This is a genomic window from Malikia spinosa (assembly GCF_002980625.1).
GTDB classification, from domain to species: domain Bacteria; phylum Pseudomonadota; class Gammaproteobacteria; order Burkholderiales; family Burkholderiaceae_C; genus Malikia; species Malikia spinosa.
Genome location: NZ_PVLR01000019.1, coordinates 21,790 through 36,820 on the forward strand (window position 1 = coordinate 21,790; position 15,031 = coordinate 36,820).

The following is a 15,031-nucleotide window of genomic DNA, read 5'->3' on the forward strand; positions in this document are numbered from 1 at the left end:
AGATGCGAGAGGAAGGGAAATGCCGACCAAGGCCTGTCCCCTGCAGACAAAGCCGACGGGCTCAACAGCTTACTAGAATCGACAGACTACATTTGTCTTCTACCCAGCAACCCGAACGAGGTGAGACCATGCAATGCCCTGTCTGTCCCGACACCCTGCTCGCCATGACCGAGCGCCAAGGCATAGAAATCGACTACTGCCCGAAATGCCGCGGCATCTGGCTGGATCGCGGCGAGCTCGACAAGCTGATCGAGCGCAGCGCGGACAGCCAGTCCACCTCCCTGCCCCAGCCCCAGCCAGCCGCCCTGCCCCAGGCGCCACAGCAGGCCTACCAGCAACAGGCACCGCGTGACTTCCAGTATTCGGATTTCGGCAAGGGCCAGCACCATCCAGGCCATTACAACCAGGGACAATATCCGCAAAAGAAGAAAAAGTCGTGGCTCAGCGAACTGTTCGACGACTGATGCTTCGGCATTGCCAGTAGCCCCATGAGAAGAAAACTGCCCTCGATCCAGGCGCTGGTCTGCTTCATCGCCGCCGCGCGGCACCAGAGCTTCACGCGCGCCGCGCAGGAACTGTTCCTGACCCAGGGCGCGGTGTCGCGCCAGGTCGCCACGCTCGAGGAGTCGCTCGGGGTCGAGCTGTTCCGGCGCACCCAGCATGGCATGACACTGACGCCGGCCGGGGCCGACTACGCGCGCCAGGTCGCGCAGCGGCTCGATGCGCTCGAGCGCGACACGCTCGACCTGATGGGCCGGCGCGGCCAGGGCGAGAGCGTGACCCTGGCCGTGGTGCCGACCCTGGCCACACGCTGGCTGATCCCGCGCCTGGCCGCGCTGGCGCGCGAGCAGCCCGAGCTGACGGTGCATATCGATGCCCAGACCCGCCCGTTCCTGTTCGGCGACACCGGGGTCGACGCGGCCATCTTTGCCGGCACCGACGACCAGATGCGGCAATGGGCCGGCACGCGGGCGCAACTGCTGTTCGAGGAAGTGGTGGTGCCGGTCTGCAGTCCGGCGCTGCTGCGCGGCCGCAACGAGCTGAGCCCGGCCGCGCTGGCCGAGCTGCCGCTGCTGCAGCAGTCAACCCGACCCGACGCCTGGCGCCAGTGGTTCGAGAGCCAGGGGGTGGATGCGCTGCGTGCGATGGCAGGACCGCGCTACGAGCAGTATTCGATGCAGGTGGCAGCCGCGACCAGCGGACTCGGGGTCGCGCTGATGCCGACACTGCTGATCGAGGCCGAGCTGGCCGCCGGCAGCCTGGTGGTCGCCAGTGCCCACCCGGTGCTGAGCCGGCGCAGCTACTACCTGGTGCAGCCCGACCTGCCCGAGCGCCCGGCACTGACCTTGTTCAAGTCGTGGCTGCTGGCGCGCTCGGCGCAACAGCAACTCATGCCGCCCGGGATTACGCCGCCTGGCGCAGCAGCTCGCGACCGATGATCAGCTGCTGGACCTGGGTCGTGCCTTCATACAGGCGCAGCAGGCGCGCGTCGCGGTAGAAGCGCTCGACCGGGTACTCGTTGATGTAGCCGGCGCCGCCGTGCACCTGCACGCCACGGTCGGCCACGCGGCCCAGCATCTCGGTGGCGAACAGCTTGGCGCAGGAGACGCGCATCGAGACATCCGGGTCCGACAGATGGGCCGGCTTCTGGTCGAAGCGGGCCGCGACCTCGCGCACCAGCGACCAGGCTGCCAGCAGCTCGGCCTGGCTGTCGGCCAGCATGGCCTGGATCAGCTGGAACTCGCCGATCGGCTTGCCGAACTGCTTGCGCTCGCAGGCATAACGCACCGACTCGTCGAGGATGCGCGACGCCATGCCGCAGGAGACGGCCGAGATGTTCAGGCGGCCACGGTCGAGCACCTTCATCGCGGTCTTGAAGCCCTGGCCCGGCACGCCGCCGATGATATTGGCGGCCGGCACGCGCACGTTCTCGAGGATCACGTCGCAGGTCTTGGTGCCGCGCTGGCCCATCTTTTTGTCGGTCTTGCCGAGCTTGATGCCCGGCAGGTCGGCCGGCACGATGAAGGACGACACGCCACCCGCGCCCGGGCCGCCGGTGCGCGCCATCAACGTGAAGGCGCCGGCGCGCGGTGCGTTGGTGATGTAGCGCTTGGTGCCGTTGAGCACGTAATGGTCGCCGTCTGCTTCAGCCCGGGTCTTGAGCGAGGCGGCATCGGTGCCGGCGTCGGGCTCGGTCAGCGCGAACGACATGATCAGCTCGCCGCTGGCGACCTTGGGCAGGTACTCGGCCTTCTGCTCGGGCGTGCCGTCCATCAGGATGCCTTGCGAGCCGATGCCGATATTGGTGCCGAACACCGAGCGGAATGCGGTGGCGGTGCGACCGAGCTCGTAGTTGACCAGCACTTCCTGGCTCACCGACAGGCCGATGCCGCCGTATTCCTCGGGCACGGTCAGGCCGAACAGGCCCATTTCCTTCATGTCCTCGATGAGGTCGGCCGGCACCTCGTCGAATTCTTCGAGGTGGTTCTCGGCCGGCATCAGGCGCTCGCGGATGAAGCGCTGGATGGTCGGCAGCAGGATGTCAAATGATTCTGGGTCGAGGGCCATGGTCTTGCTCTGTAAAAGGATTAACGGTGTTGGAAGGCCGGCTTGCGCTTGTCGAGGAAGGCCTGCATGCCCTCCCTGGCGTCGGCGCTGGCAAAGCGGGCGTGCAGCTCGCGCCGCTCGAACAGGATGCCCTCGGCCAGCGAGGACTCCCAGGCGCGGTTGACCGACTCCTTGATCGCCAGCAGCGCCGGCAGCGAATAGCCGGCGATCTGCGTCGCCAGCGCCAGCGTGCGCTCGAACAGCTCGGCGTCCGGCACCACGCGCGAGACCAGGCCGTAGCGGTCGGCCTCCTGCGCGTCGAGCAGGCGCGCCGACAGGCACATGTCCATCGCCTTGGCCTTGCCGACGGCGCGCGGCAGGCGCTGGGTGCCGCCGGCGCCCGGCATCATGGCCAGCTTGATCTCGGGCAGCGCGAAGCGGGCCGACTCGGCCGCGACGATGATGTCGCAAGACAGCGCCAGCTCGCAGCCGCCGCCCATGGCGAAGCCGGCGACCGCCGCCAGCACCGGCTTGCGCACCTGGCGGATGGTCTCCCAGTTGCGCGTGATGAAGTCGCTGCCGTAGACATCCATGTAGCCGTAGTCGGCCATGGCGGCGATGTCGGCGCCAGCCGCGAAGGCCTTGTCGCTGCCGGTGATGACGATGGCGCCCACGCCGGGATCGGCATCGAAGGCCAGCAGTGCGGCACCGAGCGCATCCATCAGCGCGTCATTGAGCGCGTTGAGCTGGGCCGGCCGATTCAGCCGGATCAGCCCGACGCGACCTTCAGTCGAAACCAGTATGGGCGTATCAGTCAATTCTTTCTCCTGTGAAGGTCAGTCGATGCTGATCTTGCTGTCGCGGATCACGGTCGACAGCTGCTTGGTCTCAGCCGCCAGCAGGTTCTTGAAGTCGGCGTTGTTGAGGCCCACCGGCTCGGCGCCGAGCGCCTCGTAACGGGTCTTGATGGCAGGCAGCGTCAGCGCCTTGCCGATCTCGCTGGCCATGCGCGCGGCCACCTCGGGCGGCGTGCCGTTGGGCGCCCACATGCCAAACCAGATGTCGAGCTCGGCGCCCTTCATGCCGAGCTCGGACAGCGTCGGCACTTCGGGAAAGAAGGCACTGCGCTTGGCGCCTGCGACGGCCAGCATGCGCGCCTTGCCGGCGCGCACATGCGGAAAGGCGATGCCCGGGTCCATCACGAAGTCGGCCTGGCCGGCCAGCACATCCTGCAGCGCGGGCGCGGCGCCGCGGTAGGGAATATGCACCGCGAAGAACTTGGCCGACTGCTTGAACAGCTCGCCCGCCAGGTGCGGCGGCGTGCCGGCGCCTGCCGAGGTGTAGGACAGCTTGGCCGGGTTCTTCTGCGCAAACGCGACCAGCTCGCGCGCGTCCTTGAACGGCGACTGCTGGTTCACGACCACGTACATCTGGCTCTTGCCGACGCCGGCGACCGGGGTCAGGTCCTTGGCCGGGCTGATGGTCTGCTTGAACAGGAAGGGGTTGGCGGTCTCGAACGAGGTCGGCGCGACCAGGAAGGTATGGCCGTCGGGCTGGGCACGGATCACCTCGCTGGCCGCGACGTTGCCGCTGGCGCCCGGCTTGTTGTCGATCAGCACGGTCTGGCCGAGCGCCTCGCTTAAAGCGGCGCCCATCGAGCGCGCCATCACGTCGGTGGTGCCGCCGGGGGCAAAGCCCACCACGATCCGGATCGGCTTGGCCGCGGGCCAGGCCTGCTGGGCCTGCACGCTGCCGAGCACGCCCAAGGTGCACAGCGAGGCGACGGCGGCCCGGATCAGGTGGCGGCGGGTCTGGAAAGCGGGCTGGGTTGTCATCGTTGTCTCCTGTAATTGATGTTGATCTGTCGATGAACGGCTTCAGGCGCTGGCCAGCTGCTGCTGGAGCAGCTCGCGCAGCTTGAACTTCTGGATCTTTCCGGAAGGCGTCGCCGGCATGGCCTCGAGGATCTCTAGCCGCTCGGGGATGTACTGCATCGCCATCTTGTTGCTCTTGAAGTACTCGACCAGGCCGGCCAGGTCCAGGCTCTGGCCGGGCTTGAGCACGACGGCGGCGCAGGCGCGCTCGCCCATGCGCTCGTCGGGGTAGGAAACGATCGCGGCCTGCAGCACGGCCGGATGGCGATAGAGCAGGTTCTCGATCTCGACCACCGGGATGTTCTCGCCGCCGCGGATGATCACGTCCTTGCTGCGGCCGGTGATGCGGATATAGCCCTGCGCATCGATGCGGGCCAGGTCGCCGGTGTCGAGCCAGTCGTCGGCATCGGTGCCGTTCAGGTGCGGGCGACGCAGATAGCCGCCGAAATTGGAGCAGGCGCGCAGCATCAGGCTGCCGGCCTCACCAGGCGGCAGGGTCTTGCCGTCGATATCGACCACCTTGACCTCGACGCCGGGCAGCGGCAGGCCGTCGGTGGTGAAGGCGCGTTCGTCGTCATCCTCGAGCCGCGTGGTGGTGACGGCACCGTTCTCGGTCATGCCCCAGGCCGACACGATCTTGGTCCCGAGCACGGCACGCGCTTGCTCGACCAGCGCGCTCGGGATCGGCGCGCCAGCGCACAGAAAGGTCTTGAGCGTCGGCACCGGGGTGGCGTTTTCCGCCACGGTGCGGGTCAGGTCGGTCAGGAACGGGGTCGATGCCATCGTGAAGCTCGCGCCCTCGGTGCGGATCACCTCGATCGCCTTCTTCGGCTCCCAGACATCCTGCAGCACCGCACTGGCTTTGAGCATGATCGGCATCATCAGGCCGTACATGAAGCCGGTCTGGTGCGCCATCGGCGAGGCCATCAGCACCACGGTCTCGGCGTCCAGGTGCAGGCGGCGGGCGTAGGGAATGATGTTGGCCATGGTGGTGTTGGCCGAATGCATCACGCCCTTGGGCTCGCCGGTCGTGCCCGAGGTGTAGATCAGCTGGGTGATGTCGTCCGGGCCCGGGCGGTTGGCGCTCAGGATCTCGGCCGCATCGGGCGCCTTTTCCCACTCGGGGCCGCTGAGCAGGGCCTCGAAGCTGTCGGCGCCGTCGCCGTCGACGATCACGAGTTGCTGCAGCTCGGGGATGCTGTGCTGGAGGCTGCCCGCCATCTGCTCGAAGTCAAAGCCACGGAAGACCTTGGGCGTGATCAGCAGCTTGGCCTGGCCATGCTTGAGCATGAAGCCGAGCTCGCGCTCGCGGAAGATATGCATCAGCGGATTGATGACCGCACCGATGCGCGAACAGGCCAGGTAGGTCAGCGTGAACTGCCACCAGTTGGGCAGCTGGCAGGCCACGATGTCGTTCTTGCGCACGCCCAGGCGGTACAGGCCGACGGCCACCCGGTCCGCCATCTGCGCCAGCTCGCGGTAGCTGAAGCGCTTGACCTCACCGGTCTCGGTGCGATAGGCGGTCAGCGCCCGCTTGTCAGGACAGGCCGCGACGCAGGCATCGAGCTCGTCGTTGATGGTGCGGTCGTGCCAGAAACCCTGTTCGATCATGCGGGCGCGGCGCGGGGCCAGCAGTACGGCGTCGAATTCCATTTTTGTCTCCTCTGATGTTCTTGTAGGTAGCGTCGGTCGTGTCGGGGATCAGGCCGATCAGGCCGGCACGAACTTGCGGCCGGCGCGCACGCGCGCGATGATGGTCTTCATGATCTGGGCCGTGCCGTCGCCGATCTGGAAGCCCAGCACATCGCGCATGCGCTGCTCCATCAGGCCGCGGTCGTAGCCGCCGTGGCCATAGCACAGCAGGCACTGGTGGATCACGTCATAGGCCAGCTTGGGGCCCCACCACTTGGCCATGCCGGCCTCGGCCGTGTGCGGCAGGCCGCGGTCCTTGAGCCACAGGCCCTGGTAGCACAGCAGGCGGGCGCCCTCGACTTCGGTGTCGAACTGGGCCAGCGGATGGGTCACGCCCTGGAAGGCGGACAGCGGCTGGCCGAAGGCCTCGCGCTGGGTGATGTACTCCCAGGTTTCCTCCAGCGCGACGCGGGCCACGGCCAGTACCTGCAGGCCGATCAGCGCGCGCGAGAAGTCGAAGCCGTGCATGACCTGCACGAAGCCCTTGTTCTCGTCCCCCAGACGGTGGCTGACCGGCACGCGCACGTTCTCGAAGAAGATCGAACCGCGGCCGATGGCGCGCTGGCCATGGCAGTCGAAACGGTTGGTCGTGATGCCCGGGGTGTTCATCGGCACCATCAGCGCGGTGACGCCATGCGCCTTGTCCTCGGGCGTGCCGGTGCGGCCGAACACGACCGCGATGTCGGCCTGGTCGGCGGCCGAGATCGAGGTCTTCTCGCCGTTGATGACGTAATGGTCACCGTCGCGCTCGATCTTCAGGCGCAGGTTGGCCGCGTCCGAGCCGCCGCGCGGCTCGGTCAGCGCAATGGCGCAGATCGCCTCGCCCGCGATCAGCTTCTTGAGCCAGGGGCCGACCACCTCCGGGTTGCCGTACTTGGACAGGATCTGGCCGTTGAGCGAGGCCAGCAGGTTCAGGTAGGAAAAGCTCAGGTCGGCACGCGCGATCTCCTCGTGGATCACGCCAGCGGCGACGGTGCCCAGGCCCAGGCCGCCGAACTCTTCCGGCAGCTCGGGGCAGATGAAGCCCATCTCGCCCATCTCGCGCAGCAAGGCGCGGTCGAGCACGCGGGTCTGGTCGCGCTCCAGGAAGCCGGGCTTGACGCGCTCTTCGGCAAAGCGGCGCGCGGACTCCTGCAGCGCCTGCAGGTCTTCGTCGATGTAGGGGATCGGGTTCATCGGTTGGTGCCTCGCGCGGGATTACTTGAAGTACTTGCGGAACTCGGGCTTGCGCTTTTCCTTCAGCGCATTGACGCCTTCACGCGATTCCTCGGTGTCGTAGTAGAGCTTGAGCGCATACATGCCCAGGCCGGCAATGCCAGCCTGGTGCGCCGTGTCCATGTTGAAGCTGCGCTTGGCGATCGCCAGCGCGGTCGGGCTGCGCTCGCACAGTTCCTCGCCCCATTTCTGCACTTCGGCGTCGAGCTGGTCGGCCGGCACGCAGATATTGGCCAGGCCCATGGCGACGGCCTCGGCACCCGAGTAACGCTTGCACAGGTACCAGATCTCGCGCGCCTTCTTCTCGCCGACCACGCGGGCCAGGAAAGCGGTGCCGTAACCCGGATCGACCGAACCCATCTTGGGGCCGACCTGGCCGAAGATGGCCTTGTCCGAGCAGATGGTCAGGTCGCAGATGGTGGCCAGCACGTTGCCGCCGCCGATCGCGAAGCCCTGCACGCGGGCGATCACGGGCTTGGGGGTGTCGCGGATGGCGGCATGCAGCTCTTCCATCGGCAGGCCGATGGTGCCGCGGCCATCGTAGTTGCCGTCATGGGCCGACTGGTCGCCGCCAGTGCAGAAGGCACGGTCGCCGGCACCGGTCAGCACGATGGCGCCGACGCTGCGGTCGTAGCCGGCCTTGTTCATGGCCTTGATGATCTCGTCGCAGGTGGTGCCGCGGAAGGCATTCATCTTGTCGGCGCGGTTGATGATGATCCACGCCACGCCGTTGCGGACTTCGTACAGGATGTCTTCGAAATTCATGTGAGGCTCCTCGGAGGTTCGTAAGGAAGGGGAATCGGGATCAGCCGTGCATCGTCAGGCCGCCAGACACGCTGATGACCTGGCCGGTGATGAAGGAAGCGTCGTCGCTGCCGAAGAAGACGATGGCGCTGGCCAGGTCGTCGGGCTGGCCCAGGCGACCGAGCGGGATCGCGCTGCGGAAGGCCTCGATCAGCTTGGCCGGATCGCGTGCGCCTTCGGCCACGCCCGCCAGCAAGGCGGTGTCGGTCGGGCCCGGGCAGACCACGTTGACGGTGATGTTGTGGCGGGCATGCTCGCGCGCCAGGGTCTTGGACAGCGCGACCAGGCCGCCCTTGCAAGCCGAGTAGACGGCTTCGCCCGAGGAGCCACCGCGCGCGGCGTCGGAAGCGATGTTGACGATGCGGCCCGACTTGCGCTCGGACATGCCCGGCAGCACGGCGTGCAGCATGTGCAGCGCGCCGGTCAGGTTGATGTCGATCAGCTTGCTCCACTCGGCCGGCACGGTCTTGACGAAAGGCTTGAAGACATCCCAGCCGGCGTTGTTGACCAGCACATCGACCGTGCCGAGCTGGGCTTCGGTGGCGGCCACGGCAGCGTCGACCGCGGCGCGATCGGTGATGTCGCACTTGAAGGCGGCGGCCTGGCCGCCAGCGGCACGGATGTCGGCCGCGACCTGCTCGGCCGCCTCCAGGTTCATGTCGAAGACGGCGACTTTTGCGCCCTCGGCGGCGAAGCGGCGGCAGGTCGCGCCTCCGATGCCACCGGCACCACCGGTCACGATCACTGTCTTGGCTTGTAGCTTGCTCATGGGGATTCCTTGTGCATGTGGGGGTAATCGGCCGTCTACCCGGATTCAGTTTTAGGTAAACGTGTTGTCGTAGTTTATGCAAAAGATCCAAGCTTGCAAGCCCAACATCACAGCTAAGTTGTCATGGTTTACCCTAGATTTCGGCTAAATTCGGCATCATCCCACAGGCAACCCAATAGGGCTCGTGAAAATTTATGACAACTGATTGACGGTTAATGATTGAAATACATCGAACTGACCGACAGTCGGCCAAGAAAGCCGTCAGGCCGGCAGCGCGAAGATTTTTTCGTTGCGTGACAGCAGGCCCGCCGGCTCTTGCTACAGTGGTGCGCATGGAAGACAGCAACACTGCGGACAGCAACGGCAACCACATCCACGACCTGCAGGCCAGGCGCCTGGCCGATGCGGTAGTCGAGATGCACCTGACCTCGGAGGCCGGCACCAGGCCCCAGCGCGACGCCTACCGGCTGGCCTTTGTCGACAACGAGTTCCTGCTGCGGCGCGAGACGCGCGGCATCCGCTTCCAGCTCGAGCTGCTCAAGCCCGATCTCGAGCAGGAAGCGCTCGGCGTCAACAACACGATCGTCGTGTTCGGCAGCGCCCGCTTTCGCGAACCGGCCGAGGCCGAGCGCCAGCTGCACAAGGCCCAGGCCAGCGGCGACGCGGCGGCGATCCGGCGCGCCCAGGCGCTGGTGCGCAACGCGCATTACTACGAGAAGTCGCGCCGCTTCGCCCAGCTGGTGGCCGACTACAGCCTGAGCTGTGCCAAGGACGAGCAGCTCTACATCGCCACCGGCGGCGGCCCCGGCATCATGGAAGCGGCCAACCGAGGCGCCCATGACCGCGGCGCGCTCAATGTGGGCCTGAACATCCTGCTGCCGCACGAGCAGGAGCCCAACCCCTACATCAGCCCGGAGCTGAGCTTCAAGTTCCACTACTTCGCGCTGCGCAAGATGCATTTCCTGATGCGCGCCAAGGCGCTGGTCGCCTTTCCGGGCGGCTTCGGCACGCTCGACGAACTGTTCGAGGTGCTGACGCTGGTGCAGTGCAAGAAGGCAAAGCCGGTGCCGATCTTCCTGTTCGGCAGCGACTACTGGAAGCGGATCATCAACCTCGAGGCGCTGGTCGAGGAAGGCGCGGTCTCGCCCGAGGACCTGGAGCTGATCCAGTATGTCGACGAGCCGGAACAGGCCTGGGAAGGCATCAGGAAGTTCTACGAACTGGACTGCCCCTGCCCTGGCAGCTGAGCACCCTGCTCGGTCAGTGGCAGGCGCAAACTATTTCGGGGCCAGCGGCAAAGAATACATTTTTACAAATATAATTTTTGTACTGGCTTAACGAGAGCTCAGTATTTTTCACCATTGATCTAGTGATCTTCAGAGCCCCATCCGGGGCTCTTTTTTTATGATCAATGCGGGGCGCTAGCCTGGGCCGGCAGGCGGCCCAGCTGCAGATCGGTCAGACTGGCATAGAGCGGTCGGCTGACCAGGCGCGAGATGCCGCTCGAAATCATCGCGCAGGCCATCAGGCTCAGCACCAACTGGTAGCCGTCGACCATCTCCATCACGATGATGAAGGCCGTCATCGGCGCCTGGGTCACGGCGGCCAGGAAGCCGGCCATGCCGAGCGCAATCAGCGTCGGCGCATCGAAGTGGCCGGTCAACTGCGCGACGTCGCCCCCAAGCGCGCCACCGATCGCCAGCGCAGGCGCAAAGATGCCACCCGGCGCGCCCGACCAGGCGGTGATCCAGGTCGCGGCGAACTTGAGCAGCAGGTACAGCCCGCCGATCTCGCCGCTGCTGCCGCCCTCAAGCAGTTCGCGGGTATGCGTGTAGCCGCTGCCAAAGGTCGCCCCGCCAGTGACCAGACCGATCACCGCCACCGCCAGTCCGCAGCCCGCCGCAAAGCGGACCGGATAGCGCTGGCGCCAGCGCGTGAAACGGTCTTCCGACCGGCCCGACAGCGAACGCGTCAGCAGCCGGGCGAACAGGCCGCCGACCAGCCCGCAGCCCAGCGCCACCAGCAGCCCGGGGCCGAGCAGGGCCCAGCTGACGGGCTGGACCCGGATCACGCCGAAATAGGTCGAATTGCCGTAGACCGAGACCCCCATCAGGCCGGCCAGCACGATCGCGGCCATGATCAGGCCGTTGCTGCGCTGCTCGGGCCGGCGCGACAGCTCCTCGATCGCAAACATGATGCCGCCCAGCGGCGTGTTGAAGGCCGCCGCGATGCCGGCCGCGCCGCCCGCGACCAGCAGGCCCTGCTCGGAGACCGCGCTGCGCTGGGGCAGGAAGCGGCGCGCGGCATGCATGACGCCAGCGCCGATCTGCACCGAAGGCCCCTCGCGGCCCTGCGACAGGCCGCCGAGCAAGCCAGCCGCCGTCAGCAGCATCTTGGCCAGGGTCAGCCGCACCGACACATAGAGCCCGCGCCAGCGTGGCTCGACCCCGGGATGCAGCGCCGCCATCACCTGCGGAATGCCCGAACCGGCTGCACCGGGTGCCCATAGTCGCGTGGTCCAGACCACCGCGGCTGTGCACAAGGGCGTCCAGAGCAGGGGCAGCCAGGGCAGGCCGGCACGGGCATGGTGAAACAGCTCGAGCGCCTGCTCGGTCAGCCAGGTGAAGGCCACCACGACCAGCCCCGACAGGGTGCCGAAAGTCAACACCACGACCCGGGTCTGCCACAGGTCGCGGTCGCTGAGTTCGGCACGCAAGGCATTGACGATATGGGGGTCGGAACTCATGGCATCGGGTCCTGGAAAGGAAGGGGCAACAGTCTGTAGCCAAGCAAGGCTCAGGCCAAGCTGATTTTACAACATGCATTTGTGCAAATATAATGAGCCCTTCATTCCCGTCGGCTGACGGGTGCCATCGACGCCAACCAGGAGAACAAGCATGATGAAAATAGGACTGATGGGCTACGGCAAGGCCGGCAAGGCAGTGGCCAACGTGCTGGCCAACGACCCGCGCTACCAACTGTGCTGGGTCATGCGGCGCAGTTCCAGCGAGCAGGCACACCTCGAAGGCCAGCCGCAGATACCGGTGGTCGGACTGGCCGGGCTGGACATCGGTGACTGGCTGGACCAACATCCGGTCGATGCGATCGTCGATTTCTCGCAGGCCGACTCGGTCTACCTCTATGGCCAGGAACTGCGCCGGCGCGGCATCATGCTGGTCAGCGCGATCTCGGCCTACACGCCGCAGCACCTGGACTACCTGCGCGAAATGGGCCAGGACACCCGGGTCATGAGCTCGCCCAATATCACGCTGGGCATCAACTTCCTACTGCTGGCGGCCAAGCTGCTGCGCGGCATCGCACCGTTCGCCGATGTCGAGGTGGTCGAACAGCATTTCCGCGAAAAACCCGAGATCTCGGGCACCGCACGCAAGATTGCCCAGACGCTGGAGCTCGCAGACGACCGCGTCACCTCGCTGCGCGTGGGCGGCATCGTCGGCCATCACGAGGTGATCTTCGGCTTCCCGCACCAGACGGTGCGGCTGATCCACGACTCGATCCGGCGCGAGGCCTTCGGCACCGGCGCCGCCTTCGCGCTGCAGGAGCTGGCGCAACGCGACAAGGGCTTCTACAGCTTCGATGACCTGCTGCTGGAAAAAATCCGCACCCAGCTGCTGACCACGGCTTGACATTCGGGCATCATTGCCGGCATTGCAACTTGCCGGCCCAGCACCTTGTCCGCCCTACCCCAGCCTGCCTCCTCCTCCTCCTCACCCGTCCACAGCAGCGCCAGCCCGGAGCAGGCAGCGCAGGTGCTGCGCCAGTTCCGCGTGGTCTTCAATGCGGTACGCAGCCATTTCCAGCAGGTGGAAAAGCGGGTCGGCATTGGCGGCGCCCAGGTCTGGGCGCTCAACGTGATCCAGAACCAGCCGGGCGTGAGTGTCAACGAGCTGGCGCGCGCGATGGACATCCATCAGTCGACCGCCAGCAACCTGATCCGCCAGCTCGTCAAGCGCGAGTTGGTGCGGACCGAAAAATCGGCAGCAGACCGCCGCGGCGTGCAGCTATTCATCGAGGCGGCAGGCCAGCTGCTGCTGCAAGGCGCGCCCGGCCCCTACGAAGGGGTGTTGCCCGAGGCACTGCAGCAACTCCCGCGCGCGACCCTGGACCAGCTCCAGCTCAGCCTGGCCCAGCTGATCCAGGCACTGAAGGCCGACGAGCAGGCCGGCGGCATCCCGCTGGCTGAACTCTGACTCAGGCGGCTGCGCGTGGCGGCACCATGGCCGCGATGATGTCGCTCAAGGTGATGCTACCCAGCAGCTGGCCACGCTTGTTCACCACATTGGCAGCTTCCTTGCCTTCGGCGCTGAGCAGACGTGCAGCCTCCTCTATCACCAAGCTGGCCTCGACCGTAGGGCCTTCGACGCTGACGCCAGGCTGCATCAAGGTGCGGCAACTGATCACGCGACCGCGATTGACCTCGCGCACGAAGCTGCTGATGTAGTCGTCGGCCGGCTGGAGCACGATCTGCTGGCCATTGCCCTGCTGCACCACCTCGCCGTCGCGCAGGATGGCGATACGGTCGCCCAGGCGCAAGGCCTCATCCAGATCATGCGTGATGAAGACGATGGTCTTGCCGATGTCCTGCTGCAGATCGAGCAGCACCTGCTGCATGTCGCTGCGAATGAGCGGATCCAGCGCCGAGAAGGCCTCATCCATCAGCAGCACGGGGGCGTCATTCGAGAGCGCGCGCGCCAGGCCCACGCGCTGCTGCATGCCCCCCGAAAGCTGGTTCGGATAATGGTCTTCATAGCCCTTGAGACCGACGCGCTCGATCCACTCGGCCGCCTTCTCGCGCCGCTGCTTGCGACCCATGCCGCGTACCTGCAGCCCGTACTCGGTGTTCTCCAGCACCGTCAGGTGCGGAAACAGCGCGAACTTCTGGAACACCATCGCCGTCTGTTCGCTGCGGAACTGGCGCAAGGCGGCGGGCTTGAGCGCTCTGACGTCCTGCTCACCGACATGAATGGCACCCGCAGTGGGTTCAATCAGGCGATTGATGTGCCGGATCAGCGTGCTCTTGCCCGAGCCCGACAGCCCCATGACCACCTGGATCTGGCCAGCCGGCATGTCGATGTTGATATCGCGCAGCCCCAGCACATGGCCATGGGTGTCGCGCAACTCCTGCTTGCTCATGCCCTGGCGCACCAGGTCGATGAAGCGATCCGGCTGAGGACCGAAGATCTTGTAGAGCTGCAGGATCCGGATTCCGGTCGGTGTGGCTTCAACCATGCTGGGCCTCCAGGTGTTTCTGCAGGCGCTTGCCGTAGGCCTGCGAGGCGCGGTCAAAAACGATGGCAATGCCCACGATGGCCAGGCCATTGAACAGGCCCATGGCGAAATACTGGTTGGTGATGGCCTTCAGCACCGGCTGGCCCAGGCCCTGAACGCCGATCATGGAGGCGATCACCACCATCGAGAGCGACAGCATGATGGTCTGGTTGACACCGGCCATGATGGTCGGCAACGCCAGCGGCAACTGCACCTGGCGCAGCTTCTGCCAGGCCGAGGAACCAAAGGCATCGGCGGCTTCCAGCAGATCCTTGTCGACCAGCCGGATGCCGAGGTTGGTGAACCGGATCACGGGCGCAATGGCATAGATCACCACCGCGATCAGGCCCGGCACGCGACCGATGCCCAGCAGCATGACGACCGGGATCAGGTAGACAAAGCTCGGCATGGTCTGCATCACGTCAAGGGCCGGACTGACCCAACGCTGCAACCTATCGAAACGGCTCATGGCAATGCCAATCGGCAAGCCCAGCGCCAGCGCGACCACTGTGCAGACGAAGATCATGGCGATCGTCTTCATGGTGTCGTCCCACATGCCGAAGACGCCGATCAGCAGCAGGGTCAGCACGGTACCGACCACGATCCTGAGCGAGCGCGCAGCCAGCCAGGTCAACAAGGCGATGCCTGCGATGACCAGCGGCCAGGGGGTTTGCGTCAGCAGCCGCTCCGACAGCAGCAGGAACTCGCGCAAGGGCTCGAAGAATTGCTCCAGCGTCTCGCCATGCTCGCGCGTGAAGTCCCGGAAACCGCCGTCGATGGCACGCCGGATCTCGCTCAGCAGCTTGGAGCCGAGCGCCGGAAAATCGTTCAGCCAGCTCAT

At 66.1% G+C, this 15,031-nt stretch carries 15 protein-coding genes; 5 read left to right on the forward strand and 10 right to left on the reverse strand.

The features are described 5' to 3' along the window. Positions 1 to 128: 128 nt before the first annotated feature. Both C6P61_RS07720 and C6P61_RS07725 read left to right on the forward strand, forming a co-directional pair. A complete protein-coding gene (locus tag C6P61_RS07720; RefSeq protein ID WP_105729351.1) occupies positions 129 to 464 on the forward strand; it encodes a TFIIB-type zinc ribbon-containing protein in 336 nt (111 codons plus the stop codon). Between the two features lie 24 nt (positions 465 to 488). After that, on the forward strand, positions 489 to 1,439 hold the full coding sequence (locus C6P61_RS07725; protein WP_105729352.1) for a LysR substrate-binding domain-containing protein: 951 nt from the start codon (positions 489 to 491) through the stop codon (positions 1,437 to 1,439). Here C6P61_RS07725 and C6P61_RS07730 read toward each other — a convergent pair. From C6P61_RS07730 to badH, 7 genes are read right to left on the reverse strand one after another with little or no spacing between them, the layout of a single operon-like run. Continuing rightward, entirely contained in the window at positions 1,405 to 2,568 is a 1,164-nt protein-coding gene (locus C6P61_RS07730) for an acyl-CoA dehydrogenase family protein (RefSeq protein WP_105729353.1), read from the reverse strand. The genes C6P61_RS07725 and C6P61_RS07730 overlap by 35 nt on opposite strands. Before the next feature lie 20 nt (positions 2,569 to 2,588). After that, positions 2,589 to 3,365: an enoyl-CoA hydratase gene (locus tag C6P61_RS07735; protein WP_105729354.1), complete on the reverse strand. Its 777-nt coding sequence runs from the start codon at positions 3,363 to 3,365 to the stop codon at positions 2,589 to 2,591. An 18-nt stretch (positions 3,366 to 3,383) separates the two neighbouring features. After that, positions 3,384 to 4,382, reverse strand: a complete 999-nt coding sequence (locus C6P61_RS07740) for a Bug family tripartite tricarboxylate transporter substrate binding protein (RefSeq protein WP_105729355.1) — start codon at positions 4,380 to 4,382, stop codon at positions 3,384 to 3,386. Between the two features lie 42 nt (positions 4,383 to 4,424). Beyond that, entirely contained in the window at positions 4,425 to 6,074 is a 1,650-nt protein-coding gene (gene aliA / locus C6P61_RS07745; protein WP_105729356.1) for a cyclohexanecarboxylate-CoA ligase, read from the reverse strand. A gap of 57 nt (positions 6,075 to 6,131) precedes the next feature. Next, on the reverse strand, positions 6,132 to 7,289 hold the full coding sequence (gene aliB / locus C6P61_RS07750; protein ID WP_105729357.1) for a cyclohexanecarboxyl-CoA dehydrogenase: 1,158 nt from the start codon (positions 7,287 to 7,289) through the stop codon (positions 6,132 to 6,134). 21 nt (positions 7,290 to 7,310) lie between these two features. Then, positions 7,311 to 8,093 carry a 2-ketocyclohexanecarboxyl-CoA hydrolase gene (gene badI, locus C6P61_RS07755; RefSeq protein ID WP_105729358.1) on the reverse strand — a complete coding sequence of 261 codons (783 nt, stop codon included), beginning with the start codon at positions 8,091 to 8,093 and terminating at the stop codon, positions 7,311 to 7,313. A gap of 40 nt (positions 8,094 to 8,133) precedes the next feature. Next, entirely contained in the window at positions 8,134 to 8,901 is a 768-nt protein-coding gene (gene badH / locus C6P61_RS07760) for a 2-hydroxycyclohexanecarboxyl-CoA dehydrogenase (RefSeq protein WP_105729359.1), read from the reverse strand. 332 nt (positions 8,902 to 9,233) lie between these two features. On the opposite strand from badH, the gene C6P61_RS07765 reads away from it, so the two are divergent. Further along, entirely contained in the window at positions 9,234 to 10,148 is a 915-nt protein-coding gene (locus tag C6P61_RS07765; RefSeq protein WP_105729360.1) for an LOG family protein, read from the forward strand. A 161-nt stretch (positions 10,149 to 10,309) separates the two neighbouring features. On the opposite strand, the gene C6P61_RS07770 is transcribed toward C6P61_RS07765, so the two are convergent. Further along, positions 10,310 to 11,647, reverse strand: coding sequence for a chloride channel protein (locus tag C6P61_RS07770; RefSeq protein WP_105729361.1), 1,338 nt, complete (start codon positions 11,645 to 11,647; stop codon positions 10,310 to 10,312). Positions 11,648 to 11,798: 151 nt separating this feature from the next. Here C6P61_RS07770 and C6P61_RS07775 point away from each other — a divergent pair, with 151 nt between their 5' ends. Together C6P61_RS07775 and C6P61_RS07780 are read left to right on the forward strand one after the other, a co-directional pair. Next, a complete protein-coding gene (locus tag C6P61_RS07775; protein WP_244908835.1) occupies positions 11,799 to 12,548 on the forward strand; it encodes a 4-hydroxy-tetrahydrodipicolinate reductase in 750 nt (249 codons plus the stop codon). A 45-nt stretch (positions 12,549 to 12,593) separates the two neighbouring features. Continuing rightward, the gene (locus tag C6P61_RS07780) at positions 12,594 to 13,112 is read left to right on the forward strand and encodes a MarR family winged helix-turn-helix transcriptional regulator (RefSeq protein WP_105729362.1); all 519 of its coding nucleotides are present in this window, start codon (positions 12,594 to 12,596) and stop codon (positions 13,110 to 13,112) included. A gap of 1 nt (position 13,113) precedes the next feature. Here C6P61_RS07780 and C6P61_RS07785 read toward each other — a convergent pair whose 3' ends face one another. Next, positions 13,114 to 14,151 carry a quaternary amine ABC transporter ATP-binding protein gene (locus tag C6P61_RS07785; protein WP_105729363.1) on the reverse strand — a complete coding sequence of 346 codons (1,038 nt, stop codon included), beginning with the start codon at positions 14,149 to 14,151 and terminating at the stop codon, positions 13,114 to 13,116. Continuing rightward, positions 14,144 to 15,031: an ABC transporter permease gene (locus tag C6P61_RS07790; protein WP_105729406.1), complete on the reverse strand. Its 888-nt coding sequence runs from the start codon at positions 15,029 to 15,031 to the stop codon at positions 14,144 to 14,146. The genes C6P61_RS07785 and C6P61_RS07790 overlap by 8 nt, the downstream gene beginning before the upstream one ends.

Coding starts and splice junctions, on each gene's coding strand:
- C6P61_RS07720 (WP_105729351.1), top strand. CDS start 129: ATGCAATGCCCTGTCTGTCCCGACACCCTGCTCGCCATGACCGAGCGC.
- C6P61_RS07725 (WP_105729352.1), top strand. CDS start 489: ATGAGAAGAAAACTGCCCTCGATCCAGGCGCTGGTCTGCTTCATCGCC.
- C6P61_RS07730 (WP_105729353.1), bottom strand. CDS start 2,568: ATGGCCCTCGACCCAGAATCATTTGACATCCTGCTGCCGACCATCCAG.
- C6P61_RS07740 (WP_105729355.1), bottom strand. CDS start 4,382: ATGACAACCCAGCCCGCTTTCCAGACCCGCCGCCACCTGATCCGGGCC.
- aliA (WP_105729356.1), bottom strand. CDS start 6,074: ATGGAATTCGACGCCGTACTGCTGGCCCCGCGCCGCGCCCGCATGATC.
- aliB (WP_105729357.1), bottom strand. CDS start 7,289: ATGAACCCGATCCCCTACATCGACGAAGACCTGCAGGCGCTGCAGGAG.
- badI (WP_105729358.1), bottom strand. CDS start 8,093: ATGAATTTCGAAGACATCCTGTACGAAGTCCGCAACGGCGTGGCGTGG.
- badH (WP_105729359.1), bottom strand. CDS start 8,901: ATGAGCAAGCTACAAGCCAAGACAGTGATCGTGACCGGTGGTGCCGGT.
- C6P61_RS07765 (WP_105729360.1), top strand. CDS start 9,234: ATGGAAGACAGCAACACTGCGGACAGCAACGGCAACCACATCCACGAC.
- C6P61_RS07770 (WP_105729361.1), bottom strand. CDS start 11,647: ATGAGTTCCGACCCCCATATCGTCAATGCCTTGCGTGCCGAACTCAGC.
- C6P61_RS07775 (WP_244908835.1), top strand. CDS start 11,799: ATGATGAAAATAGGACTGATGGGCTACGGCAAGGCCGGCAAGGCAGTG.
- C6P61_RS07785 (WP_105729363.1), bottom strand. CDS start 14,151: ATGGTTGAAGCCACACCGACCGGAATCCGGATCCTGCAGCTCTACAAG.
- C6P61_RS07790 (WP_105729406.1), bottom strand. CDS start 15,031: ATGAGCTGGCTGAACGATTTTCCGGCGCTCGGCTCCAAGCTGCTGAGC.